Source organism: Sphingobium sp. MP9-4, assembly GCF_005281675.1.
In the GTDB taxonomy this organism is placed as follows: Bacteria; Pseudomonadota; Alphaproteobacteria; order Sphingomonadales; family Sphingomonadaceae; genus Sphingobium; species Sphingobium yanoikuyae.
Genome location: NZ_LUFI01000046.1, coordinates 18,698 through 43,126 on the forward strand (window position 1 = coordinate 18,698; position 24,429 = coordinate 43,126).

The following is a 24,429-nucleotide window of genomic DNA, read 5'->3' on the forward strand; positions in this document are numbered from 1 at the left end:
ATTATATCGTCAGAAGCTGGCCTTCGCGCCGATGCGGAAGGAGCGGCCCAGGATCGCAGACTCTCCAACCACCGGGTTGTAGAGATAGGCGCCATAGGTGGTCGCATCGATCGGCGGCTTGTTGTTGAAGACGTTCATGACGTTGGCATAAAGCTCGAACTGGTCATTGACCTTGATCGTGCCCGTCATGTCGACGCTGATGAACGACTTCACGCGGCAGCCCTGATAGGCTTCACCATCATAGTTGGTCGGCACCAGGCTGCAGTCGCCGGCAACGCCGCCCTGATCCTCGGCCGAATAATTATAGCCATCGGTGTAATAGGCGGTCGCGCTGAGCGAAGCCTTACCGAAGTCCAGCGTATTCTGCCAGCTGCCACGCCACTGCTGCGTGCCCGAACCGGCCGTCAGGTTGAAGTTACCGAGCGTGTCGACATAATGTTCAACCGTCCCGTCGGGATATTCGGTGTTCAGCTTGATGACATAGGTCGCATCGATCGAGGTCGAGAAGGTGATGTTGTCGCTCAGGCGGAACTTGCCCATCGCGTTGAAATCGATACCCGACGTCTTGATCGTGTTGGCGTTGATGAAGCTGCCTTGCACGAAGGCGATGCGACGCTGCGAACCGGTATGTTCCTGATCGACTTCGTCCGGAATCACCGTCACGCCATCATAGGAGGTTTCCCCGGTGGCATAATAGTTGGCGATCGCGTTCGAGAAGTTCACCGAGGTGATCGCGCCGGTCTTCTTGATGTTATAGTAGTCGACGCTGAACGACACATTGTTGAGCGGCTGGAAGGTCGCGCCGAGCGTGATGTTGCGCGACTTTTCCGCCTTCAGGTTCGGGTTGCCCACCGTCGTCTGACCGATCGAATAGTTGGTCAGATAGGTGTTGGGACCGGTGCCAGCCGAGTTCAGATGCTGGTCGATGAATTCCTGCGGCATCGAACCGATCGACTGGGTGACATAGCCGGTGGTCGGCAGAGCGCCCATTTCCGCAAAGCTGGGGATGCGGAAGCCCTTCGAGAAGGTGCCCCGGAACATCAGTTCGCGGATCGGCTTGAACTTCGCACCGAACTTGGGCGAGAAATTGTCCTGGCCGGTCGAATAATGGTCGTAGCGACCCGCCGCCGTCAGTTCGAGCTGCTCGACGATCGGTGCGCTCAGTTCGAAATAGGCGGATTCGACGTCGCGATGGCCCTTGGCGCCGAAGGCGTTCAGGCGGAAATAGCGCTCCGTCTGACCATCATAGTCGGGGTTGCCGCTGGGATTGTTGAGCGATTCATAGCGGGCGGCGACACCGACCGCGACCTGCAGCGGGCCACCCGGCAGGTCGAACACTTCCTTCGAAATGCTGGCCTGGCCCTGATAGAGCTGGGTCTTGCTGTGGTTGATCTGGGTCGGGGTCAGATAGTCGAGCGTCTCCTGCGAGGTCGCCGACGGGTTCATGAAATTATACGAACCGTCCGCGATCACATCGAGCAGATGCTGGATATAGACATAGCCCTTGGCCGTGGTCTTCAGCTTCGAGACCATGGCAGTGCCATCGACCTGATAATGCCAGTCGTTGCCGAAATCGCCCTTGATACCGGCGGCAGCGCGGAAGACCTGGCTGACCGATTCATTATATTCGGTGCTGGTCGGCAGGCGGCCGATGATGGCGGCTTCCTGGCCCTGAGCGGCATAGGGGTTGTTCGGGTTCAGCGTGCCGTTGCTGGCGTCGCAGGTGGCGGTGCCACGGGCGCAGACATAGACGGGCAGACGCAGCAGGCCCGCACCCGTCGAGGTCGAGTAAGCCGAATAGTCGATGCCGGCCGGCGCATTGGCGCGGATGATCGAGGCAAGGCCGGTATAGGAGGACTTGCTGTTCTCATAGTTCAGTTCGAGATAGGCTTCACCGCTGTCGCCGACGATCTTGGTGAAGCGGCCCGAAATGCCCCAGCGCTGCTGTTCCGGCAGAACCTGGCTGTAATCGTGCGTGATGTCCTGCTGGCAGACGGTACGCGGCGCCGTTGCATTGGCCGCATATTCGTCGTCGGTCAGCGTATAGGGATTGAGGCTGCCGCAGCCGGCAGCGGCATTCAGCAGCGCGTAACGGCCAGTGCCGGCGCCGGTGGCCGCATCATAGGGGCGCGCCATGAAGACATTGGTCGCGGTCGACAGGCCGGTGAAGCCGATGCTGGGATCGACGCCATTAGCCATGTTGTTGGGGCCGCAGACGCCGTCATGGCAGATGCCCGACAGGTCGTCGCTGTTGTAGGGATAGCCCAGATCCTTGTTATAGACCGCAGCGCTCTTGAGATAATGGGCGCTGACATAAGCGTTGAAGCCCTGTTCGGCGAGGTCGCCATAGCCATAGGTGGCCGACAGGCGCTGGTTGGCGCCATAGCCCTTTTCAGCGACGCCGGCTTCGGCCTGAAGGTGCAGCCCCTTCACTTCGCGCTTGGTGATGATGTTGACCACGCCGGCAACCGCGTCGGCGCCATAGGTGGCCGACGCGCCGTCCTTCACCACTTCGACCCGATCGACGATGGCGTCGGGGATGGTGTTGAGATCGACGAAGTTGCGCGTGCCGTCATCGGCCAGCGGATAATAAGCAGCACGCAGGCCGTCGAACAGCACCAGCGTCGAAGAGGTCGACAGGCCGCGCAGCGAGACCGCCGACGCACCACCGGCAAAGGCGCCATTGGCCGAGAAGCCGTTGGTCAGTGCCGGGCCGTTATTGGCCGACAGATTCTGGATGCCCTGCTGCACCGTGGTGATGCCGCGGATCGCCAGATCTTCCGACGAAACGGTGGTGATCGGCGAAATGGTTTCCTTGTCGATGCGGCGCAGCAGCGAGCCGGTCACGACGATCGTGTCGTTGGCGCCGTCATCGGCCTGGGGGGCGGCATCCTGAGCATGGAGGGGCGCCTGGAACAGCGCGGTGGCGAGAATGACGGGCGCGACTCCGGCCCGCAAGAATGCGGCAATCGATGCGTTCTTCAAATTTCCAGTCCCTTATCTGGAGCGGCGGATTTTCCACCTGCTGTGACCAGTGCGACCCCGTGAGACCACAAGGCGGGGCATGGGTGCGCCCCATGGAACCGGCTGTAAACCCGGTTGCGTTACGAAACGTTACGATTTTTACAAATGTGCAACATTCTGGCAACACCATTACGGTTTTGAAACCAAATGAGATTCTTTTGACCCATCGGAGCGAACAGTCCGAAAACCCCGTAATTATAGGTATTTTTGTGCAACCCAACGCATCAGGAGGTCTTCCGTTTTCATCCTGACACGTAATTATGTTACAATGCCCGATTTGAAAAATATTGACGCATGGAACCGATCTCAGACGGGCAAATTAGCGGCCTGAGCAGATGGAATAGATGAGCTGTAGATATGAAAAGGGGAGCGCCTGCCCCTGGCAGCCGCTCCCGTCGATCAGCTAGACATTGTCCCTGCGCCCATGAGGGCGGCAGGCAGGGTTAGCCGTTCGGGTTCATGCCCGCCCGGCTGCGGGTGATCATGTCATCGGCATCGCGATTCTGCTGTTCGCTGATGGCGCGCCATTCCGCGTTGGTCTTGCAGACGCGCTCCTTCTTCACCAGCGATCCCGTGATCGGGAAACTCCGGCAGCGGGTCGCATTGGGATCATTCTTGTCGAGCTTGGGCTTGTCTTGAGCGAGGGCAGGATAAGCCATCACGAACAGGCCAGTCATGACCAAGGCTTTGACGATACGCATCTTCTATCTCCCAGATGACAAGGCAACCCGGCACAGTGGCCATCGCATCCCTTGTCTTAAACCCCGGCCCCCAGAGCATCCTGCGCCCTGCTGGCATCAGCTGTGGCATAGAATTGCTTCAAGAGCTGCTGCTCGGCAAGTGACAAATGCGGATTCCACATGTCGAAGATCAAGACGACACGAAGATGAGCGCTGTCATTCCAGGCTTCATGTTCGATCGTATCATCGAATGCGAAAGCCTGTCCTTCCTCCCAGGCGCGGGTTTCTCCGCCGACGCGGAAGTAACAGCCAGGTGGAACGATGAGCGGAAGGTGGATGATCGCCCGTGTATTGGTGACGCCGCTATGGGCCGGAATGCGGCTATGGGGCTTGAGCAGCGAGAAAAAGGCGGATGGTGCGCGGCCGGGAATATCCGCTCGCGGCAGCGCTTCGAGCGCAGCGACGGTCTGGGGACAGGCATTGCAGACGGCTTCGTTGCGCACGCCATATTCCCATAGAAACGCCGCGCCCCAATCGAGCGAGCCATCGAGCGCGGTCCATTTATTTTCGGGCGTGCCCGGATCCTGCCGAACATAGGGGCGCACATTGCCGCCCTGCTGTTCGATCAGGCCCAGAAATTCGGCCCGGATGGCGTCGGTCTTCGCCTCCAGTTCCGCCATCCAGGGGAAATGGTCGCGATCGAAATATTCATCGGCCGGCAGGAAGGGGTAATGGAGCCCGGAACATTGGTTCTGGTAGAGCGGACGCCGCCCGAATTCATGATCGAGACAGGCTTGAAAGCGGCGCTGACTCCGCAGGTCCGCGTCCGCCAGCAGCGGCGCGACACCGTCTTCCACGAAGCTTGCCAACCTCGCCTGATGATTGGTCACGAAGCCACGCGCTTCGGCCAACGTATCGACCAGTTGCGGCGGCAAATCGCCCATGCCGGACGACATCGCCAGCACCTTGCTCCAGCTATCGGCGGCAGCCTGGACTTCGCCCAGACGCTGCTGCAACTGGGCCAGACGCATCTGCGCCATGAAATTACGCTGATCGATATCGATCGCGCGTTGCAGAGCAGCGCGCTCGCCTTCTCCATCGCCCAACCCCCGCTGCGCGGCTGCCACATTCATCCACAGGGCAGGTTCGCCGGTGTCGCTCTGGGTCGCTCCCAGAAAATGCATGCGGGCAGCATGGAAATCGCCATTTTCCAGCGCCATCATGCCGAGCATGTTGAGCGCCTGAGGCTCGCCGGGCTGGAGCGCCAGAATATGCGTCAGCGCGGCCTGCGCCTCACCGTTGCGGCCAGTGCGGCGGGCTTCGGCCGCCTGTTGAAAAAATCGTCCGATCTGCTGGTTCATGCCATCCTGCTATCAGATGCGACGGCCCAAGCAAGACGGCTGCCTGCGGCCTTGCTCCCCGGCCCCATGCCGTGCGAAGGCTGGGTCGATGAGCGCTTCCTCGACCCAGCCCCTGACCATGTTAATGGCGGATGCCCGCTGGCTGGCCCACCGCTATGATCCGGGCCATGATGCCTTTCAGTTCCTGCAGGTTTCGCGCGCGCGTCACGCCGATGTGCCGTTCCTGACAGACGAATATATCGCGCAGGGCGTGGAACCCATCGTGGTACGGCGCGAAGATGCCGTGCGCGCAGCGCCGCCACCCGCGCCGGTGCATTTCATCTTCCATTCGGCCTATTGTTGTTCGACCTTGCTGGCCGCCGCCTTCGATCGGCCCGGCATCGCCATGGGCCTCAAGGAACCGGTACTGCTGAACGACATTGTCGGCTGGCGCCATCGCGGCGCGAAAGGGCCAGAAGCAGCCCGCGCGCTGGACCATGGTCTGCGGCTGTTGGCGCGGCCCTTTACGGCAGGCGAGGCGGTGGTGGTGAAGCCGTCCAATCTGATCAACCCTTTGATCCCCGGCATCATGGCGCTGCGCCCCACAGCCCGTGCGTTGCTACTCCATGCACCTCTGGATGCCTATCTGACGTCGATCGCGCGCAAGGGCATGTGGGGGCGCCTGTGGGTGCGCGACCTGTTCGGCAAGCTGCTGCGCGAAGGCATGGTCAATCTGGGCATCGCGCCGTCCGACTATCTGGGATTGACCGATATCCAGGTCGCGGCGCTGGGCTGGCTGGCGCAACAGGCCCAGTTTCAGGCGTTGGCCGGGCAGTTGGGCGAGCGCGTCCTGACCCTGAACAGCGAAACATTGATCGCGCATCCGGCCGAGAGTCTGACCGTCCTGGCCAGGCATTTCGATATCGCGCTGAGCGACGCGGACATTGCCGCCATCGTTGCTGGGCCGATATTCGGCCGGGATTCCAAGACCGGAGCCAATTTCGGCCAGGGCCAGCGCGAACGCGCCGCGCAGGATGGCAAGACGCTGCATGCCGAGGAGGTCGAGAAGGTTGGCGAATGGGCCGACCTGATCGCCCGCAACAATGGCATCGTCATGGACCTGCCCCGCCCGCTACTGGGCTGAGACGGCCATCCCGCCCGCAGGCGGAACAATAGCTAATCGACGGAAAGCCGACCGCTGCACGCAGCGGCGCGGCATCGCATGTTCGGCGCAGGCGCTGAGGACGGCATGAAAAAAGGGCCGGCTTTGCAGCCGGCCCTCCTTTTTCCTTCGGCGTTACGCTTCGATTAGAAGCGGAACTTGGCCGAAACAGCGTAGCGACGGCCCAGCGCGTCGTAGGTCGACGGATAGACGTTACCGCTGTTGTAGCTGGTCGAACCGATCGTGTTACCCACCACCTTCGGCTTGTTGTTCAGCAGGTTCTGAACGGTCAGCGTGAAGGTGATTTCGTCCGAAGCGTGGAAGCGGCCGGTCAGATCGAAATAATGTTCAGCCGGGATACGGTTGAAGTCGACCTGCTTGCCGTTGAGTTCACCAACGAAAGCATCGCCGAACTCATACTTCACACCGTCGATGTAGCGCCACAGCAGCGAGACATCGGCCATGCCGAACGACAGGGTGTTACGCACCGACCACTGGAACTCCGGCTGGATCGACGCACAGTTGGCCGAGTAGAGGCCGACGCAATCGCGGTTGATCGAGGTCGGGGTTGCCTGGAAGGTCGAGCTGTTGGTCCAGTTACCGTTGGCGTTCAGCGCCCACTTGGCGAAACCGATGTCCTTCGAATAGTTGATCGAGACATCGATACCGTCGGTCTTGAGCTTACCCAGGTTGGACAGCGGCTGGTACAGACCAGGAGCGTTCGCGGCCAGACCATAGAGGCCACCGGTCGACGGATCGCGACGGATGACCGTGCAAGCCTCGCTCGAAGCGCTGGCTGCCGTGACATTGCCGAAGCAAGCGTCGATAACATCGTCCGGGGTCGGCGTGGTGATCGCACCCGTGATCTTGATGTTATAATAGTCGACGGTGATCGCCAGACCGGGGACAGCCGACGGCTGCAGCACGACACCGAAGGTGTAGCTGTTCGACTTTTCCGGACCCAGGGCAAGGTTGCCACCGGTGGTGGTGTTCACCTGACCAGCCGGATCGTTGATGATCGAACCAATCTGCGCAAGCGTTGCGCCCTGCGCGACGCAGATCGCTGCCAGGTTGGCGTCCTGGGTCGGCGCGGCGCCGGCGCAGGGGTCCGAAGCCAGGTTGGTCAGAACGGTGTTCAGCGGCGAGAAGAGCTCCGAAATGTTCGGGGCGCGCACGGCATGCGAATAGTTGCCGCGCAGCTTCAGGCCGTTGACCGGGGTCCAGTTCAGACCGGCCTTCCAGGTGGTGGTGTTGTAGCCCGAACCACCCTGAACGCTGTAGTCCGAATAGCGGATACCCGCTTCGGCGGTCAGGTCTTCAAAGAAAGGCTTGTCCTGAACCAGCGGCAGAACGAGTTCGCCATAGGCTTCATAGACGTCATAGCCGCCGTTGATGTTGGGAGCCGCACCACCGGCGCCACCCAGATCACCCGACTGCGACAGCAGATCCGATTCCTGCGAGGCGGTGTACTTGCGATATTCGCCACCGACAGCGAAGGCGACGGCGTCCGAAGCGAACGGCACAGCCACGCCGAAGTCGCCGCTGATCACGCCCTTGACCTGAGCCAGCGAGGTCTTGGTGGTCACCTGGCTGTTGGCATTCAGGAAGCTGTTCATCGCATCGGTGATCGAACCGTCGGGACCGAACAGATTGAGCGGAACGCAGCCATTGGAATCATCGACGCACTCAGTGGTGCTGGTAGCAAGCAACGCCTGCTGCACGCGCGAGTTCAGCCAGTAGCCCTTCTGGGTCTGAATCTGCTCGCTTTCGCCATAGGCGCCCGACAGATCCCAGCTGATCGAATCCGTGATGCCGCCACGAGCGCCGATCTTGTAATCGAAGAAGGTGGTGGTGAAGTCCGAAATACGCGGCCCAAGCTCGGTGGCACGACGGTTCACGGTAACGGCGGGGTTCGAGTTGAAACCTTCGCCTTCCCCGATCACGCCATCGCCGTTCATGTCAGCCGCAACGAATTCGCTAGCCGAAGCAGAACCGACGGTACCGGTGCGGGCGTCGCATTCGGCCTGGGTAAAGCGGGGGCGATAGCCGGCGCGCGGATCAACGTCGAACGCACAGAAGGCATTGCGCTGTGCATCGGTCAGGAACGGATTGTCCAGACCGAAGGTCACCGGAATACCAAAAGCGCCCGAAGGAGCAATGATGGTGCTGACGGTGTTCTTCGAGAACACGCCACGCGAATAGACTTCCACCGCGTCGCTGAGTTCGTAGCGGCCAGCGCCGTACATGTTGAAGCGCTTAAACGGCGTCTGGAAGATGTTGAAAGGGTTGAAGTTGTAAGCATCGAAAGCCGAGGTCGGACGGAATGCACCGCCATCAGCAGTCAGCTGACGCGTACCCTGAACCGAAGTACAGGCCACCTGGCCAGTGCCACCGCAACCCGTGGTGATCGAATCCAGACCGCCAACGTTCACGCCACCGAAGCGCGACGGGGTCGAGGTGCCCGAACCACCGTTCGCACCGCTGAACGAGTCGATCGACGACTGCGAGAAGGAACGGTCGCCCTGATAGACGGGGTCAGCCTGCTGATAGCCGACCGAGAAGACCACATTGCCGCGGCCGTCGTCGAAGTTGGCGCCCAGGGTCACGTCGGCGCGGAAATAGTTGCCGTCGCCCTGTTCGGTCAGCTGGTTCGAAACATTGGCTTCGAGACCCGAGAAGTCCGACTTGGTGATGAAGTTCACCACGCCCGAGATGGCGTCGGCGCCGTAGGTGGTCGATGCACCACCGGTCAGCACTTCGACGCGCTCGACGAGAGCGAGCGGAATGTTGTTAAGGTCGAACTGGCCAGCGAGGCCCGAGGGAGCCAGACGCGAACCGTCGATCAGAACGATGTTACGGAACGAGCCGAGGCCGCGAAGGTCGACCAGCGATGCACCGCCGTTACCGTTGTTAACGGCCGAACCGATGCTGGGGACGACGCCCGGAATTTCGCGCAGAATTTCTTCGGCGGTGTTGTTCTGCTTCAGTTCGATCTGGTCCGACGTGGTCGCGGTGACCGGGGTCGAGCGTTCCAGATTCGGGTTCTTGATGAGCGAGCCGGTAACGACGATGGTGTCGGTGGCTTCGGCTTCGGCGCCCTGCGGCGCTTCCTGCGCGAATGCGGCAGTCGCGATCAGCGACGCACCGAGAATCGCCGGAGCGGCGCTGGCACGCAGCAGTGCCCTCTTCGAAAATGTCTTCACGTTTCCAGTCCCTTGCTCTGGAGTTGGGCAGTCACCTGCCTTCATGTGCACCTACAAGGGGATATGGTGCCCGACAGCGATCCCCCCGTATGGATTGCGGGAACCTGCGCGGTGGGAAAGCTGCTGTAAAGCGCGGGAAATCGCGCCTCGCCGCTTTTGAACAGCCCTGTATCAAAAATGCAACAAGGCGAAACATGTGGAATTGTACGGTCGCAAAGCAAGATAATTTCAACGCCGCAATAAGGTGCGACGCAATGCTGCAATCGCGAGCTGCCCGCTGTCAGTTTGTGACCGATGTCGCGATTCCATGGATGCCGGCGCGCTCTATTGACGACAGACTCGCGGGGTGCATGGTGGCGCCCATTGGCTGCAGATCGACGGAGAATCAAGCATATGAAGGCCCATCATGCGATGATCATGGCCCTGCCCCTGTGTCTGGTAGCGACCGGAACCGGTGCAGCAGAGCGGCAACAGCCCCGCGCCGAAATATTCACCGACCTGCTGAAATGTCGTGAAATCTCCGAGGATAAGGCGCGCCTGGACTGTTATGATCGACAGGTCGGCGCGATGGATAGCGCCGCCCAGCGCGACGAGGTCGTGGTGCTGGACAAGACCGAACTCAACAAGACGCGGCGCACGCTGTTTGGCTTTTCCTTCCCCAAATTGCCGTTCCTGGGCGGCGGTGATGAGGATGAGAAGAAGGAAGGTGCCGAGGCCGATGCCATGACGCAGATCGAGGCGACGATCGCGTCGGCCAAGAATGTCGGTAACGGCAAATGGCTGATTACGCTGGAAGATGGCGCCGAATGGATGACCACCGAAGCGGTCACCTATCGCGATCCCAAGCCCGGTATGACGATCGAGATCAAGCGCGCCAGCATGGGCAGCTTCATGGTCAAGATCGCCGGCCGGGCGGTGCGGGCGAAACGGGTCGGCTGATCCCTATCGCGCCTGCGGCATCGGCCCGGCGAGCAGCAGCGGGTCGATGCGCGCGTCGTTCCATTTCATGCCCCAGTGGAGGTGGGGTCCGGTGGCGCGGCCTGTGGCGCCGATCGCGCCGATGCGTTGCCCCTGTGCCACATGGTCGCCGGGCTTCACGTCGATCCGCGACAGATGCAGGAAGGCGCTGTTGAGACCATGACCATGGTCGATCATCAGCAGATTGCCCTCCAGCGTGAAGGGATGGTCCGCGGCCAGGATCACCACCCCGTCCGCCGGCGCCACCACCGGCTCGCCGGTCGCGCCGGCAACATCGACGCCGCCATGATAGGCGCCGGGCTGCCCCTGATAGATGCGCTGCGACCCGAACAGGCCGGAAATCCGACCCAGGCGCGGCCAGATGAAAGTCTGGCGCCAGCCCTGCGCGTCCGTCACCTTGTCGCGCGCGGCCGCGATCTGCTCCAGTTCGGGCTTGCGCAGGGCCAGGAAGGCCTCGCTGCTTTTCGTCGGGCGCAGCGGCGCATTGATCCGTTCCAGCCGCCATTCGCGCGGGGCGACGGTAAGGGTTCGGTCGATAACCCGGCCGTCCGACAGGCGCGCACTGAGCTTCGCCGGCGGCGGCGCATCGCGATCGAAGGCGATCAGGAAGCGGCCATCGGCATCGACCGGCACCAGCTGATCGCCGAAATGGAGCGCGACCGTGCCGGCCGGCGCGGTGCCGAGCAAAGTGCCGCCCTGGATCGCGGGGCCGGACAGGATGAAATCGGGTCCAGCCACACTCGTCGGCGCCGCGCGCAGCATCGCCGGGGCAAGCGGCAGCGCGGTGAGGACCAGCAAAGCGGCGAGCCGGCGGGTCATCCGGCGGCGCGTGCCTTCAGCTCCGCCTCGACCGACAAAGCGGCGCTGGCATAGGGTTCCTGGCGGGTGATCGACCAGTAGCGCAGATCCTCCAGCGGGATGCGCTGGCCGGACACGGCGCACAGCACATGGTCGCCGGCCTGCAGCACGCGAAAGCTGTAGGGCATATAATGCAGCCGGGCCGGGCGGTCGCGGTTGGACATCAACATGAATCAGGCCTTTCTGCGGCGCATCAGGAGAAGAGATCCTGCTGGCCGCCTTCGACGGTGTCGCGCGGTTTGCGCGCGGGACGGGATGGGGCGGATATATCGGGCGCGGGCGCGGCCTCAAGGGGCGCGGCGGCGTCGATCGCGGCAGCCACGGCGCCATCGGCGAAGTGCAGGCTGACCTGGCCCGCGGCCTGTGCATCGGTGACCGAACGGATCAGCCGATCGCCCGCCATCACCCGGGCAAAGCCGCGCTGCAACGGCAGGTCAGGATTCACCGAGGTGAAGAGGCGCGAGAGGCGATCGAAGGCGGTGGCGCGATCGCGATAAACGCGGGTCAGATAGTCGGGGCGCAGCCGCAGCCGGTCGACCCGCTCGGCCGCGCGGCTGACATATTGGCGCAGCAAGGCCGGGCGCAGCGCGCCACTGACCTGGCCCAGATGGGCGCGGGCGTCTGCGAGCCGGTGGCGCAGGCCGCTGTTGAGGCCGTCGGACAGGAGGTCGAGCCGCTGCCGCTGCGGCGCGAGCAGGGTGTCGGGCGTCGGCATCAGCCGCGCCTGCATATCCAGCCGTTCGCGCGCCTGCATCGCCCCGCGTCGCACCGCCCGGCCCGAGCGCAGGCCCATCTCGCCCAGCATCGCCAGCAGTTCGGCGCGGACCGGCACCGCCATTTCGGCGGCCGCCGTGGGCGTGGGCGCACGCATGTCGGCAGCATAGTCGCACAAGGTCGTATCGGTTTCATGCCCGACCGCCGAAATGGTCGGGATCGAGCATTCGGCGACCGCGCGGACGACGATTTCCTCGTTGAAGCTCCACAGATCCTCGATCGAGCCGCCACCGCGCGCGACGATGACGAGATCGGGCCGGGGCAGCGGGCCGCTGCCGTCCATGGCGGAAAAGCCGCGCACGGCGCGGGCAATCTGTTCGGCTGCGCCCTGCCCCTGGACCAGCACCGGCCAGAGCAGCACCTGGGTCGGGCAGCGATCCGCCAGGCGGTGGAGAATGTCGCGGATCACCGCGCCGGTGGGCGAGGTAACGACGCCGATGGTGCGCGGCAGGAAGGGCAGGCGGCGCTTGCGATCGCGGTTGAACAGCCCTTCGGCCGCCAGCTTGGCCTTGAGCTTTTCGAGCAGCGCCATCAGCGCGCCCTCGCCCGCCAGCTCCATCCGGTCGATCACGATCTGATATTTGGACCGACCGGGATAGGTGGTGAGCTTGCCGGTAGCGATCACCTCCACCCCGTCCTGCGGCTGGAAGGCGAGCCGCTGCGCCCCGCCCTTCCACATCACCCCGTCGAGCACGGCATTGTCGTCCTTGAGCGCCAGATAGAGATGGCCTGAGGCCGCGCGCTTGAAGCCAGAAATCTCGCCGCGCAGGCGAACATGGCCGAAGCGATCCTCCACCGTGCGCTTGAGCAGGCCCGACAATTCGCTGACACTGAGCGGCGGCGCGTTGTCCCCCGCCCTTTCCTCGGCTAACAGGCGGCCCGAACTGTCATAGGCATCAAATTCCGGGGACATGGCCGAGATGAACATCCTTCTGCTTGGCGGCGGCGGCCGCGAACATGCGCTGGCGTGGAAGCTGGCACAATCGCCACGCCTCTCGACGCTTTATGCGGCGCCTGGCAACCCCGGCATAGCCCAGCATGCCACGCTGGTCGACCTCGACGCGACGGATCATCGTGCGGTGCTGGATTTCTGCACCCGCCATTCGATCGCGTTGGTGGTGATCGGGCCGGAAGCGCCTCTGGTCGACGGCCTGGCCGACAATCTGCGCACCATGGGCGTCGCCGTGTTCGGCCCCGACAAGAAGCCGGCGCAGCTGGAAGGCTCCAAGGGGTTCACCAAGGATCTGTGCCAGCGCGCCAACATCCCGACCGCCGGCTACATCCGTGTCACCAGCAAGGATGGCGCGATCGCCGCGCTCGACGATTTCACCCTGCCGGTGGTTATCAAGGCCGATGGCCTGGCCGCGGGCAAAGGCGTGATCATCGCCGAAACGCGGCAGGAAGCGCTCGACGCGCTCGACACCATGTTCTCCGGCGCGTTCGGCAAGGCCGGCGAGGAAGTGGTGCTGGAAGAGTTCATGATGGGCGAGGAAGCCAGCTTCTTTGCCCTGACCGACGGCAGCGCGATCCTGCCCTTCGGTTCGGCCCAGGATCACAAGCGCGTCGGCGACGGCGACACCGGCCCCAATACCGGCGGCATGGGCGCCTACAGCCCGGCCCGCGTGCTGACGCCCGAACTGGAAGCACAGGTGATCGAGCGGATCATCAGGCCGACGGTCGAGACGCTGGCCGCAGAAGGCATGCCCTATTCGGGTGTACTCTACGCCGGGCTGATGCTGACCGAGGAAGGCCCCAAGCTGATCGAATATAATGCCCGGTTCGGCGATCCCGAATGCCAGGTGCTGATGATGCGCTTCGACGGCGACCTGGTCGAATTGCTGCTGGCGGTGGCCGAAGGCAAGCTGGCCGAGCAGGGGCCGGTCGCGCTGGCGGATCGCACCGCGCTGACCATCGTGATGGCGGCCAATGGCTATCCCGGCACGCCGGAAAAGGGCGGCGCGATCAAGGGGATCGACGCAGCCGAAGCACAGGGCGCCCGCGTCTTCCATGCCGGCACGGCGGAGAAGGATGGTGCGATCGTCGCCAATGGCGGGCGCGTGCTGAACGTCACCGCGACCGGCGATACCGTGGGCGCAGCGCAGGCCGCCGCCTATGCTGCAGTCGACGCGATCGACTTCCCGACCGGCTTCTGCCGCGGCGACATTGGCTGGCGCGAGGTCGCCCGCGAGGCGCAATAAGGGCCAAACCGGCGCGGGATCGGGACATGTCCCCCTTGTCCCGCGCCGCCAAGCGTCCTTAAATAGGGCGACATATCCATTCCGGGAGGCAAAGGGCGATGCAGGAATTCTTCATGGACTATGGCCTGTGGCTGCTGATCGCGCTGCTGGTCGTGATCGGCCTGGTGTTCCTGCTGTCGGGCAAGGGCAAGTCGGCTGCGGTGGAAGACCCCGCGCCGGTGGCACCGCCCGTGGCCGCCGAGCCGATTGCCGAGCCTGTTGTCGCGCCGCTGGTGGCCACGCCCGATCCGGTGCCGGTCGTCGAGCCCGTGGTCGCCGAGCCGGTCGCGGTCGAGCCGGTGATCGAGGAAGCCCCTGCGCCCGCCCCTGTCGTCGAACCGACGCCTGCGCCGATCCCGACATCGCCTGCCGTCGCGGCACCGGCCGATGGCGCCGACGACCTGCTGAAGCTGAAGGGCGTTGGTCCCAAGCTGGGCGCATTGCTGACCGAGCTGGGCGTGACGCGCTATGCCCAGATCGCCGGCTGGAGCGACAGCGACATCGCCGCGATCGACGCGAAGCTGGGCAATTTCAAGGGACGTCCGGTCCGCGACCAGTGGATCGACCAGGCCAAATATCTCGCCGCCGGCGACATTGCCGGTTTCGAAGCGAAATATGGCAAGATCTAAACCGTGATCGTGACCGGTTCCGGTTGCATTGCGACCGGGGCCGGCCTGCGTTGCGGCACCGCGCCCAGCAACAGGGGCGGCAATCGTCCCTGCCCCGCAAGTGCGCTGGCGATGTAGAGCAGCAGCACCGCACCAGCGAGAATGACGGCGCCATGCGGGTCGAGCATCGCCACCAGCCCCATTACCAGCGGATGCCAGAGATAGAAGAACAGGCTTTCGCGCCCGATCCGGTTGATCGGGCCGAAATGGAGGCGCACCGCCGACACGCTGGGCAGCAGCGCGATCAGCGCCAGACACATCAGCAGGCGGGCGGGCACGAAGGCGAGCGCATTGCCGGTGCCATAGAGATCCGACCACCAGAACAGACCCAGCGCCCCGACCATCAGCACGGGCCACAAATAGCGTTTGGGCATGCCCCGTTCGGCCATCAGCATGCCGAAGAAGAAATAGACCGGATAGCGCAGGAAGCGGCTATCGGGCGACAACAGGCTGCCGCCGACCGCGCCATGGTCGAGGCCGAAGCTGTACATGGTGGCCAGGCTGACGGGCGCGCCGATCGCCAGCAGCAAGAGCGGCGAAAGCGGCAGCAACCGGGTCACCAGAATCAACAGGAACAGCGCCGGCACATACCAGAGATGGAAGGGCGGACGCAGCAGCAGGTCGAGCGGCGTCTGCCAGGAAAGCAGGCCGCCGCTGGCCAGCCAATAGACAAGCATCGCCACCGCCCAGGGCAGCAGCATGCGTCGGCCATAGCGGCTGAACATCTCGCCAGTCGGCATGGAGCGGGTGCGGGTGACGTTGAGCAGATAACCGGAAATGCCGATCATCAGCGGCATGCGAAAACCCGAACCGATCCACAGCAGGACATGCTGCTGATGCGTCAATTCCATCGCATGCCCGCCCATGACGAGCAGGATCAGCAAGCCTTTCAGCAGGTCGATCGACGGGTTCTTGGTCACGATATGCTCGCAAAATTTGCCATCGAAACGATAGCGTCACAATATTGCCAAGCCCTTAAAATCCGCAATGGCATCATTCTGCCGCAGCCATCTTTTCTTAAGGAAAATATCGTTTAGACTTGGGCTATTAGCAGGAGGGTCGCCATCATCTTGCAGAGACTGGATTCCCCATTGGGCAAGCGTCTGCTGGCCCTGTCGATTTTTTGCGTGATAATCGGGGGCTGGTTTGCCTTCACCCATTATCGCGACGCCAGCCAGACCCTGCCGGACGGGCAGGGCCGTGAAGGGCCGTGCGCCCTGTGGTTCGTGGGCAGTTCATCGATCAAGCGCTGGACCAGCCTGGAGCAGGACATGGCGCCATGGGTCGCGCATAATCGCGGCATCAACAGCGCCACCTTCAACGAGATATTGCCGCGCTTCGCCAATATCGAGCCTGGCACGCCAAAACCGGCGGCGATCATCCTCTATGCCGGCGAGAATGACCTGGCGGGCGGGCGACAGGTGCGACCGATCTTCCACGATATGGCCCGCTTCCTGGAGATGCGGACGCAATTGCTGGGCGATGTGCCGGTCATCATATTGTCGATGAAGCCCAGTCCGGGGCGCTGGGCGATCTTTCCGCAGCAGCAAATCTATAATGATGCGACCCGGCGACTGATCCCGCACATGCAGAATGTCCATTATGCCGACATCACCACGCCGCTGCTGAAGGACGGCAAGCTGGGCGACAATTATCAGCCCGACAAGGTGCATATGAACGCGGCCGGCTATCGCATCTGGGCCGATGTGGTGCGGGCCCGGCTGAAAGACATTCTGCCGGAGAAGACGGTGAAGGCCTGCGCTGGCTGATCAGGCCTTGCCCAATATCTCCTTCGCGCGCGGCGCGAGGCGGGCGGCGGCGGCGGCATGGATGCCCGGCGCCGCACAGAGCAGGCCGAAGGCGACCGGCTGAGGCCGGTTGAAGGCGAGCGGATCGCCCAGCGCGTCGGTGACGATGGCGCCGGCCTCCTGCGCGATCAGGGCGGAGGCAGCGACATCCCATTCATTACCCCAGCGCACGGTGGCCACCAGATCGGCCTCATCGGCGGCGACCATCGCCATGCGCAGCGCGATGCTGTTGGGCTTGTCGACGGTGACGAGATCGCGGTCGGCGCGCGGCAGTTGGTCGGCGGGGACGCGGGCGCCGGGCAGCATGGTGCGATTGCCGGCATGGAGCGGCACGCCATTGCGGGTCGCCCCCTGCCCCGCCTGCGCAATCCATAATTCCTTACGCGCGGGTGCCGCCAGGATGCCCAGACGGACCGCGCCATCCTCTACCAGGGCGACGGAGACCGCCCAGCCGGGCCGGCCGCGCAAATAGTCGCGGGTGCCATCGATCGGATCGACCACCCAGACGCGCGATACGCCCAGGCGATGCACGGTATCGGCCGTCTCCTCCGACAGCCAGCCGGCCTGCGGATCGATCGCCGCCAGCCGTTCGCGCAGCATGACGTCGATTTCCAGGTCCGCCTCGCAGACCGGATGGCCGGGCACCTTTTCCCACTGGCGCACGCGCGTCTCGCCATCGGCCCATAGCGCCAGCGCGCGATCGGCCGCATCCGTGACCGCCGAAACGACGGCCGGCAACAGAGGCTCAGCCGCCGGCAACGGTCATCCCGTCAACGCGCAGGGTCGGCACGTTCATGGCGTAGCGGAACATCAGGTCATTGGCCGGCACCAGAGTGCGGAACATGTCCTTCAGATTGCCGGCGATGGTGATTTCCGACACGGCCGGGCCGACCGCGCCATTTTCGATCAGGAAGCCGGCGGCACCGCGGCTATAGTCGCCAGTGACGCCATTGACGCCCATGCCGATCAATTCGGTGACATAGATGCCGCGCTTCACGTCGGCCATCAGTTCGCCGACCGACAGGCTGCCTGCTTCCATATGGACATTGGTGATGCCCGCGCCCGGCGCACCGGCGCCGCCACGGCTGGCATGGCCGGTCGGTTCCAGGCCAAGCTGGCGGGCCGAGGCGCTGTCCATCAGCCAGCCGGTCAGCACGCCATCCTCGATCAGCGCGCGGCGCTCGACCGGCAGTCCTTCGCCATCGAACGGGCGCGAACGCAGGCCGCGCTGCAGCAGCGGATCGTCGATGATCGTGACCTTGCTGTCGAACAGCAGGGCGCCTAGCGAGTCCAGCAGGAAGCTGGAGCGGCGGGCGATCGCCGGGCCGACCATGCCGCCGATCAGATGACCGACCAGGCTGGAGCCGATGCGCGGATCGAAGATGACCGGCATGACGCCGCTGTCGACCTTGCCCGGATTGAGCCGCGCGACCGCGCGCTGGCCGGCGCGCATGCCGACCGCTTCGGCATCGTCCAGATCCTTCAGGTGGCGGCTGGCATGGCTGGCATGATCGCGCTGCATGTCGGCGCCGCTGCCCGCGAGCACACTGGCCCAGGTCGAATGGTTGGTCGCGGCATAGGCGCCGGCGAAGCCATGGCTGGTGGCGAGCGCGACCTGGCTGCGGCCGCTGGCGGCGCCGCCGCCTTCGCTGTTGGTGATGCCGGGGATGCTGCGCGCCGCTTCTTCCGCGATCAGTGCGCGTTCGCGCAGCGCGGCGGGTTCAGGCTCTTCCTCATCGACTAGGTCTAGCGAGGGTGCGCGCTTCCTGAGCAGCCGATCCTCCGGCGCCAGGCCGGCATAGGGATCTTCGGGCGCTTCGCGCGCCATGGCGATGCTGCGATCGATCAGGGTGGCGAGCGTCGCCGGGTTCATGTCCGACGCGGAAATGCTGGCCGAGCGCTGGCCGATGAAGACGCGCAGGCCGATCTCCTCGCCCTCGGACCGCTCGACATCCTCCAGCGCGCCAAGCCGCACCGCCACCGTGGTCGAGGCGTTGCAGGCATAGATGGCGTCGGCCGCGTCCGCCCCCGCCTTGCGCGCCGCCGTCACCAGATCCTGCGCGCGCGACTGGGCTTCTTCGAGGCTGAGCATAAGGGGAGGTCGATCCTGTAGTGAAGACGAAGCCGGGCCTTACGCCCTTGCGTCGGACGGGGCAACCGCGCCGCGCAGCCAATGATCGAGCAGGTGCCAGGCGACCGCCATGCGCGGCGGCGCGAGGAAGGGCGTCGGGATCGCCCGCCAGCGCCGCGGCGACGCCATCGGCATCGCACCAGAAGGCATGTTCGATCTCGGTCTCGTCCAGGGTCAGCGCGGGATCGTCGCACTGGGCGACGCAGGCGATCATCAGCGAGGAGGGGAAGGGCCAGGGCTGGCTCATCACATAGCGGACCGAATGGACCGTGATGCCGGCTTCCTCCTTCAGTTCGCGTGCGACCGCTTCCTCGACCGTCTCGCCCGGTTCGATGAAGCCGGCGAGCGCGGAATAGCGGCCGGGCGGCCAGCTATGCTGGCGACCGAGCAGGACACGGCCCTGATGTTCGGCGAGCATGATCGAAACCGGATCGACGCGCGGGAAATGTTCGGAGGCGCAAGTTCCGCAGCGCCGCGCCCAGCCGGCCTTGTGCGCATGGGTCGGCCCACCGCAGACCGAGCAGAAGCGATGCCGGGCATGCCAGAAGACGAGGCTGCGCGCGGTGCCGTAGAGCGCAACGTCGGACGCGGAGACGAGATCGGCGAGGCCACGCGATCGCGGCGTCGCGTTGGGGCCTTGGTCCAGCGTCTCGACCAGATGGGCAAAGATCGGCCGATCCTGCAGATCGACGCCGAGCAATACATGTTCCTCGATCCGCGCGTCGGGGCCAAGCGGGGCGAGGGCCAGGCCATGATCGTCCGTCACCGGTTCGAGGCCTTCGAGGATCAGCAACCGGGCATTGGGCGAGGCAAAGGCCTGCGCATGGAGCGCGGGGTTGCTGCGGATATGGTCGACCCGGTCGAGCGTGCCGCCGACGAAACCGGGCAGGCCGTGCGCTTGGGGGTCAGTTCCGTGCATCGTCCGTCATCTCCTTCATCGCCGCATCGGCCGCCCGCGCGAACAGGGTGGGCAGCCCTGCCTCGCCGATCCGGGCGCGCGGCCACCATTCGCCCGCGCCCGCCGGCACATGGTCCATCCCCACATGGGTAGTGTGGACGCTGAGCGCCAGCGAGAAATGGGTGAAGACATGGGCGACCGGCGGATCGATGGTCTGCCACTGCGCGACGAAGGGCGGCGTGGCGTCAGGCGCGGCGTTCCAGTCGGAACTGGGCAGCGCGCGCATGCCGCCCAGCAATCCCTTGTCAGGGCGCCGCACCAGCCAGACCTGGCCATCGCTGCGTTCGATCCACCAGGCATGGCCGAGGCGATGGGGCTTGGCCTTTTTCGGCGCCTTGACCGGGAAGGCAGCGGGATCGGCAGTGCGCACCGCCGCACAATCCTGACGCAGCGGGCAGATGCCGCAGGCGGGGTTGCGCGCCGTGCAGATGGTGGCGCCCAGGTCCATCATCGCCTGGGCAAAATCGCCGGCGCGCAGATCCGGCGTGATGCTGTCGGCGGCGGCGCGGATGTCCGGCCGGGCCGCGGGCAGCGGTGTCGCTATGGCGAACAAACGGGCGACCACCCGCTCGACATTGGCGTCGACCACCACGGCGCGCCGGCCGAAGGCGATGGCGGCGACAGCGGCAGCGGTATAGGCGCCCAGGCCCGGTAGGGCGCGCAACGCGTCCTCCGTATCAGGGAAGCGGCCGCCATGGTCGGCCACCACGGCGCGGGCGCAGGCCAGCAGGTTCCGGGCACGGGCATAATAGCCCAGCCCCGCCCAGGCGGCCATCAGGTCGGCGTCGGCGCTGGCGGCCAGATCCTCCACCGTCGGCCAGCGGACCGTGAATTTCTCGAAATAAGGGCCGACCGCCGCGACCGTGGTCTGTTGCAGCATCACTTCGGACAGCCAGACATGATAGGGATCGGCCGCATTGGCGCCCGGTGGCGCGCGCCAGGGCAGGCGCCGGGCATGGACGTCATAATGGGCCAGCAGATCCCGTGCGATTTTTGAACCCGACATCTCGACGCGCATGGCGGCCCTATGCCATGTAGCGCGCCATGACGGAACGCCCCCCGACCGCGAAAAAGACGAGCCGCGCCACGCCGCCGGCCGAGCGCCCCCGCGTGGGTGCGCCGCGCGCGATCGCCGACCTGATGCCGGAAATCGGCCGCACCGCCTTTCGCAAGTTCGGTTTCGTCCAGTCGAGCATCGTCACCCGCTGGAACGATATCGTCGGCGCCGACTATGCCGCGATCACCGCGCCCGAATCGATCCGCTTTCCGGTCGGCCAGAAATCGGGCGGCACGCTGCAACTGACCGTGATGAGCGGCCATGCGCCGATGATCCAGCATGCGCTGCCCGACATCATCGAGCGGGTGAACCGCTTCTTCGGCTATGCCGCCGTCGCCAAGGTGGCGATGAAGCAGGGCATGGTCGGTCCCGCACCGGTCGAGCGGCGCCCGCCGCCCCGCAACCTCAAACCCATTCCGGTCGAGCTGGGGGATTCCCTGCGCGACATCGGTGACCCGGAATTGCGCAAAGTCCTCGAATCGCTGGCACAGGGGCTTGCGAATTCGAATGGCCTGCCCAAGATCGGTTGATGCAACCCGCCCCGTCCGGGGCGATGCCTTAGGACTGCCCCATGACCAAGTTCCGCCTTTCCCTGCTTGCCCTGATCGCCGTTCCCGCCATCGCCGTCGCCGCCGCGCCCAACTGGGTCGCGCAGGTGGTGCGTTCGCCGATCGGCGGCCATGTCATGGGCAACCCTGCCGCGCCGACCAAGCTGGTCGAATATGTGAGCTATACCTGCAGCCACTGCGCCCATTTCGTGAATGACGCGAGTGCATCGCTGAAAGCCGATTATGTGAAGGGTGGCAAGGTCAGCGCCGAAGTGCGCAACGCGGTGCGCGACAAATATGACCTGACCGCCGCGCTGCTAGCCCGCTGCGGCGGCGCCAAGCGCTTCATGGGCAATCATGAGGCGCTGTTCGCCAACCAGGATGCCTGGATGGAGCAGATCATGGCGTACGACAAGGGCGCGGCCAAGCCGACCGAGCAGAAGGCGGCGCTGCGCGACATCGGCCAGAAGACCGGCCTCTATGCGCTGATGAACAAGCGCGGCTTCACCAATGCGCAGCTCGACGCCTGCATCGCCGACCCGGCATCGGAAAAGGCGATCCTAGCGATGACCGACGAGGCGTGGAACAAGGTCAAGATCACCGGCACGCCCGGCTTCGTCGTCAACGGCACGCTGGTCCAGGGATCGACCTGGGAGTTGCTCAAGGCCGCATTGCCCGCAGCCGCCCGCTGATCTAAACCGTCCCCAACTATCCATAATTCGGAGCGTCGCCCGTCGTGAAAGTCCTGTCCGGCCTTGCCCTTATCGCCCTGTCCCTGACGCTTGCCGGTTGCGGCAAGAAGGATGAGGGTAATGCAACCTCCGCCGCGCCGATCGCCGCCGTGGCCGCGCCCGCCGGCACCAGCTGGTCGGAAACCGTCGCCGAAACGCCCGAAGGCAATTTCGTGATGGGCAATCCCGCCGCCAAGTTGAAGCTGGTCGAATATGGCTCCTTCACCTGCAGCCACTGCCGCGACTTCGCCCATGAATCGTCGGAAGAACTGAAGGCGATGGTCGATAGCGGTAAGATCAGCTACGAATTCCGCGTCTATGTCCGCGATCCGATCGACATCACGACGGCGCTGCTGGCCCGTTGCGGCGGCAAGGACATTTATTACCCGCTGTCGGAACAGTTCTTCGCCAACCAGAGCGCGATGTTCGAAAAGGCGCAGGGCCTGGGCGACGCCCCCTATCAGGCGATGGTGTCGGCCCCGCCGGCGCAGCGTTTCGGCCAGCTGGCCAACGCGCTGGGCCTCATTGACTATGCCAAGCAGCGCGGCATTGCCGAGGATCAGGCCAAGCAGTGCCTGGCCGACACGGCAACTGCCGAGAAGCTGGCCAAGGGCGTCGAAGCGGCCAATGCCCAATATAATATCTCCGGCACGCCGACCTTCCTGATGAATGGCGTGGTGGTCGAGAATGCCTCGTCCTGGCCGGTGCTGAAGAACAAGCTCAAGGAAGCGGGTATCTGATTGGCGCAAGGGGGGGCGACATCTGAAGGCCTGAGGCCCAAGGAGACCGGGGCGGCACCCTGCCCCGGCGTTTCCCCATGCAGATAAAGCGGCTCAAGCTTTCGGGCTTCAAGAGCTTCGTCGATGCGACCGAATTGCGCATCGAGCCGGGCCTGACCGGCATTGTCGGCCCCAATGGCTGCGGTAAATCCAACCTCTTGGAAGCGATCCGCTGGGTGATGGGCGAATCCAGCGCCAAGTCCATGCGCGGCGGCGGCATGGAGGATGTGATCTTCGCCGGCACCACCAGCCGGCCGCAGCGCGACTTTGCCGAAGTGTCGCTGCTGACCATCCAGGAACAGGGCGAGCTGTTCAACGCGGTCGATGTCGGCGCGGATGGCGAGCTGGAGGTCACGCGCCGGATCGAGCGCGGCGCGGGCAGCGCCTATCGCGCCAATGGCAAGGATGTGCGCGCCAAGGATGTGGCGCTGATCTTCGCCGATGCCGCCACCGGCGCGCACAGCCCGGCGCTGGTCAGCCAGGGGCGGATCGCCGCCGTCATCGCCGCCCGGCCGCAGGAACGGCGCGCCATGCTGGAAGAGGCCGCAGGGATCGCCGGCCTGCATGTCCGGCGCAAGGATGCCGAGCAGAAATTGCGCGCGGCCGAGGGCAATCTGGCCCGGCTGGACGAGATACTGGCCGACATGGACAGTCGCGCCGGCAATTTGCGGCGCCAGGCGCGCGCGGCGGAGCGCTATATTCGCCTGTCCGAACAGATACGCGTTGCCGAGGGCCGGGTGATCTTCGCCCGCTGGCGCGAAGCCAATGCCAGTGCCGAGGCGGCGCGGGCCGAGGCGAAGCTGGCCGAGGCGACCGTGGGCGCGGCGCAGGAGGCGCTGACCGCCGCCAATGTCCATAGCAGTGCCGCAGTGACCGCGCTGGCCGAACGGCGGGCCGAGGCATTGGCGACGCGCGATGCCGCCAGCGAATCCGGCCACCAGCTCAACACGCTGAAGGCAGAGCGCGACGGGGTCGTGCGGCGGCTGCATGACCTGGCGCAGCAGGCGGCGCGGCTGGACGAGGATCGCGAGCGCGAGGGCACGCTGGCCAATGACGCGGCCGAGGCGATCGCGCGGCTGACCGCCGAGGTTGCGAGCCTGAAGGGCCGGATTGCCGAGACCGAGGCGATGCGCCCCGATTTCGCCGCGCGTATCGCCCGCGCCGAGGATGGCGCGCGCGATGCCGAACTGGAGCTGGCCAGGGCGATGGCCAAGCAGGCGGGCGAGCAGGCCGAATTGCGCGTCGCCGAGGCGGCGCTGGCGGCGGCGCGCGACCGGCTGGGCCGGGCGGAGCAGGCGATGCGACGGCTGGAGGGGGAAGCGGCGGCCTTGCCCGATGCCGCGCCGCTGGAAGCGAAGCGCGACGAGGCAGCGGCGGCGCAGGTCCGCGCCAATGCCGATCGCGAGGCAGCGGAAGCGGCGATCGCGACGGCCGAGACGGAGCGGCAGGTGGCGAGCGAGGCGCGGTCGGCAGCGGAGGCGGCGCTGGCATCG

The 24,429-nt window shown here is 64.8% G+C and carries 20 protein-coding genes and 1 pseudogene; 9 read left to right on the forward strand and 12 right to left on the reverse strand.

Annotation, left to right across the window (positions count from 1 at the left end; genetic code table 11):
* Window positions 1-9: 9 nt before the first annotated feature.
* The 3 genes from A0U87_RS15340 to A0U87_RS15350 form a co-directional block, all read right to left on the reverse strand.
* A complete protein-coding gene (locus A0U87_RS15340; RefSeq protein ID WP_037519341.1) occupies window positions 10-2,985 on the reverse strand; it encodes a TonB-dependent receptor in 2,976 nt (991 codons plus the stop codon).
* Between the two features lie 482 nt (window positions 2,986-3,467).
* On the reverse strand, window positions 3,468-3,725 hold the full coding sequence (locus A0U87_RS15345; protein WP_234415690.1) for a hypothetical protein: 258 nt from the start codon (window positions 3,723-3,725) through the stop codon (window positions 3,468-3,470).
* A 56-nt stretch (window positions 3,726-3,781) separates the two neighbouring features.
* On the reverse strand, window positions 3,782-5,065 hold the full coding sequence (locus A0U87_RS15350; protein ID WP_048936829.1) for an aspartyl/asparaginyl beta-hydroxylase domain-containing protein: 1,284 nt from the start codon (window positions 5,063-5,065) through the stop codon (window positions 3,782-3,784).
* A gap of 88 nt (window positions 5,066-5,153) precedes the next feature.
* Between A0U87_RS15350 and A0U87_RS15355 the strand changes: the two genes are divergently transcribed.
* Window positions 5,154-6,188 (forward strand): hypothetical protein, encoded by a 1,035-nt coding sequence (locus tag A0U87_RS15355; protein ID WP_048936830.1) that lies wholly within the window; start codon window positions 5,154-5,156, stop codon window positions 6,186-6,188.
* A 164-nt stretch (window positions 6,189-6,352) separates the two neighbouring features.
* Here A0U87_RS15355 and A0U87_RS15360 read toward each other — a convergent pair whose 3' ends face one another.
* Window positions 6,353-9,409: a TonB-dependent receptor gene (locus tag A0U87_RS15360; protein WP_048936831.1), complete on the reverse strand. Its 3,057-nt coding sequence runs from the start codon at window positions 9,407-9,409 to the stop codon at window positions 6,353-6,355.
* 393 nt (window positions 9,410-9,802) lie between these two features.
* On the opposite strand from A0U87_RS15360, the gene A0U87_RS15365 reads away from it, so the two are divergent.
* Window positions 9,803-10,348, forward strand: coding sequence for a hypothetical protein (locus tag A0U87_RS15365; RefSeq protein WP_048936832.1), 546 nt, complete (start codon window positions 9,803-9,805; stop codon window positions 10,346-10,348).
* Between the two features lie 3 nt (window positions 10,349-10,351).
* Here A0U87_RS15365 and A0U87_RS15370 read toward each other — a convergent pair whose 3' ends face one another.
* From A0U87_RS15370 to xseA, 3 genes are read right to left on the reverse strand one after another with little or no spacing between them, the layout of a single operon-like run.
* Complete coding sequence (locus A0U87_RS15370) at window positions 10,352-11,206, reverse strand: M23 family metallopeptidase (RefSeq protein ID WP_107917528.1); 855 nt, start codon at window positions 11,204-11,206, stop codon at window positions 10,352-10,354.
* Window positions 11,203-11,415 carry a DUF2093 domain-containing protein gene (locus A0U87_RS15375; protein ID WP_048936833.1) on the reverse strand — a complete coding sequence of 71 codons (213 nt, stop codon included), beginning with the start codon at window positions 11,413-11,415 and terminating at the stop codon, window positions 11,203-11,205. Before A0U87_RS15375 ends, A0U87_RS15370 begins: the two co-directional genes overlap by 4 nt.
* Window positions 11,416-11,438: 23 nt before the next feature.
* A complete protein-coding gene (gene xseA, locus A0U87_RS15380) occupies window positions 11,439-12,932 on the reverse strand; it encodes an exodeoxyribonuclease VII large subunit (protein ID WP_137405674.1) in 1,494 nt (497 codons plus the stop codon).
* A 7-nt stretch (window positions 12,933-12,939) separates the two neighbouring features.
* Between xseA and purD the strand changes: the two genes are divergently transcribed.
* Together purD and A0U87_RS15390 are read left to right on the forward strand one after the other, a co-directional pair.
* Entirely contained in the window at window positions 12,940-14,217 is a 1,278-nt protein-coding gene (gene purD / locus A0U87_RS15385; protein WP_048936870.1) for a phosphoribosylamine--glycine ligase, read from the forward strand.
* A gap of 98 nt (window positions 14,218-14,315) precedes the next feature.
* Complete coding sequence (locus tag A0U87_RS15390; RefSeq protein WP_048936834.1) at window positions 14,316-14,885, forward strand: hypothetical protein; 570 nt, start codon at window positions 14,316-14,318, stop codon at window positions 14,883-14,885.
* Here the strand turns inward: A0U87_RS15390 and A0U87_RS15395 are convergent.
* Window positions 14,882-15,844 (reverse strand): acyltransferase, encoded by a 963-nt coding sequence (locus tag A0U87_RS15395; protein WP_048936835.1) that lies wholly within the window; start codon window positions 15,842-15,844, stop codon window positions 14,882-14,884. The genes A0U87_RS15390 and A0U87_RS15395 overlap by 4 nt on opposite strands.
* Window positions 15,845-16,015: 171 nt before the next feature.
* Between A0U87_RS15395 and A0U87_RS15400 the strand changes: the two genes are divergently transcribed.
* Entirely contained in the window at window positions 16,016-16,693 is a 678-nt protein-coding gene (locus tag A0U87_RS15400; RefSeq protein ID WP_048936836.1) for a GDSL-type esterase/lipase family protein, read from the forward strand.
* On the opposite strand, the gene A0U87_RS15405 is transcribed toward A0U87_RS15400, so the two are convergent.
* The 4 genes and pseudogenes from A0U87_RS15405 to A0U87_RS15420 all read right to left on the reverse strand — a co-directional run bounded on the left by A0U87_RS15405 (window position 16,694) and on the right by A0U87_RS15420 (window position 20,839).
* Window positions 16,694-17,491 (reverse strand): 3'(2'),5'-bisphosphate nucleotidase CysQ, encoded by a 798-nt coding sequence (locus A0U87_RS15405; RefSeq protein WP_037519327.1) that lies wholly within the window; start codon window positions 17,489-17,491, stop codon window positions 16,694-16,696. It abuts the gene before it with no gap.
* Window positions 17,478-18,824 (reverse strand): metallopeptidase TldD-related protein, encoded by a 1,347-nt coding sequence (locus A0U87_RS15410; RefSeq protein WP_048936837.1) that lies wholly within the window; start codon window positions 18,822-18,824, stop codon window positions 17,478-17,480. Before A0U87_RS15410 ends, A0U87_RS15405 begins: the two co-directional genes overlap by 14 nt.
* A 39-nt stretch (window positions 18,825-18,863) precedes the next feature.
* Window positions 18,864-19,782 (reverse strand): annotated as a pseudogene (nudC, locus tag A0U87_RS15415) (NAD(+) diphosphatase).
* Entirely contained in the window at window positions 19,769-20,839 is a 1,071-nt protein-coding gene (locus A0U87_RS15420; protein ID WP_048939102.1) for an A/G-specific adenine glycosylase, read from the reverse strand. Before A0U87_RS15420 ends, nudC begins: the two are co-directional and overlap by 14 nt.
* Window positions 20,840-20,865: 26 nt before the next feature.
* On the opposite strand from A0U87_RS15420, the gene A0U87_RS15425 reads away from it, so the two are divergent.
* The 4 genes from A0U87_RS15425 to A0U87_RS15440 all read left to right on the forward strand — a co-directional run.
* Complete coding sequence (locus A0U87_RS15425; protein ID WP_037519322.1) at window positions 20,866-21,408, forward strand: DciA family protein; 543 nt, start codon at window positions 20,866-20,868, stop codon at window positions 21,406-21,408.
* A gap of 41 nt (window positions 21,409-21,449) precedes the next feature.
* Window positions 21,450-22,118, forward strand: a complete 669-nt coding sequence (locus tag A0U87_RS15430) for a thioredoxin domain-containing protein (RefSeq protein WP_004209297.1) — start codon at window positions 21,450-21,452, stop codon at window positions 22,116-22,118.
* 44 nt (window positions 22,119-22,162) lie between these two features.
* Window positions 22,163-22,897, forward strand: coding sequence for a thioredoxin domain-containing protein (locus tag A0U87_RS15435; protein ID WP_017501742.1), 735 nt, complete (start codon window positions 22,163-22,165; stop codon window positions 22,895-22,897).
* Window positions 22,898-22,974: 77 nt separating this feature from the next.
* Window positions 22,975-24,429: AAA family ATPase (locus tag A0U87_RS15440; RefSeq protein ID WP_170978404.1), on the forward strand; the 1,455-nt coding region annotated here is incomplete at its 3' end.

Excerpts from the sequence above, each read along its gene's own strand:
- A0U87_RS15345 (WP_234415690.1), bottom strand. The coding sequence starts at position 3,725 with ATGCGTATCGTCAAAGCCTTGGTCATGACTGGCCTGTTCGTGATGGCT.
- A0U87_RS15350 (WP_048936829.1), bottom strand. The coding sequence starts at position 5,065 with ATGAACCAGCAGATCGGACGATTTTTTCAACAGGCGGCCGAAGCCCGC.
- A0U87_RS15355 (WP_048936830.1), top strand. The coding sequence starts at position 5,154 with ATGAGCGCTTCCTCGACCCAGCCCCTGACCATGTTAATGGCGGATGCC.
- A0U87_RS15365 (WP_048936832.1), top strand. The coding sequence starts at position 9,803 with ATGAAGGCCCATCATGCGATGATCATGGCCCTGCCCCTGTGTCTGGTA.
- A0U87_RS15370 (WP_107917528.1), bottom strand. The coding sequence starts at position 11,206 with ATGACCCGCCGGCTCGCCGCTTTGCTGGTCCTCACCGCGCTGCCGCTT.
- A0U87_RS15375 (WP_048936833.1), bottom strand. The coding sequence starts at position 11,415 with ATGTTGATGTCCAACCGCGACCGCCCGGCCCGGCTGCATTATATGCCC.
- xseA (WP_137405674.1), bottom strand. The coding sequence starts at position 12,932 with ATGTCCCCGGAATTTGATGCCTATGACAGTTCGGGCCGCCTGTTAGCC.
- purD (WP_048936870.1), top strand. The coding sequence starts at position 12,940 with ATGAACATCCTTCTGCTTGGCGGCGGCGGCCGCGAACATGCGCTGGCG.
- A0U87_RS15390 (WP_048936834.1), top strand. The coding sequence starts at position 14,316 with ATGCAGGAATTCTTCATGGACTATGGCCTGTGGCTGCTGATCGCGCTG.
- A0U87_RS15410 (WP_048936837.1), bottom strand. The coding sequence starts at position 18,824 with ATGCTCAGCCTCGAAGAAGCCCAGTCGCGCGCGCAGGATCTGGTGACG.
- A0U87_RS15420 (WP_048939102.1), bottom strand. The coding sequence starts at position 20,839 with ATGCGCGTCGAGATGTCGGGTTCAAAAATCGCACGGGATCTGCTGGCC.
- A0U87_RS15425 (WP_037519322.1), top strand. The coding sequence starts at position 20,866 with ATGACGGAACGCCCCCCGACCGCGAAAAAGACGAGCCGCGCCACGCCG.
- A0U87_RS15430 (WP_004209297.1), top strand. The coding sequence starts at position 21,450 with ATGACCAAGTTCCGCCTTTCCCTGCTTGCCCTGATCGCCGTTCCCGCC.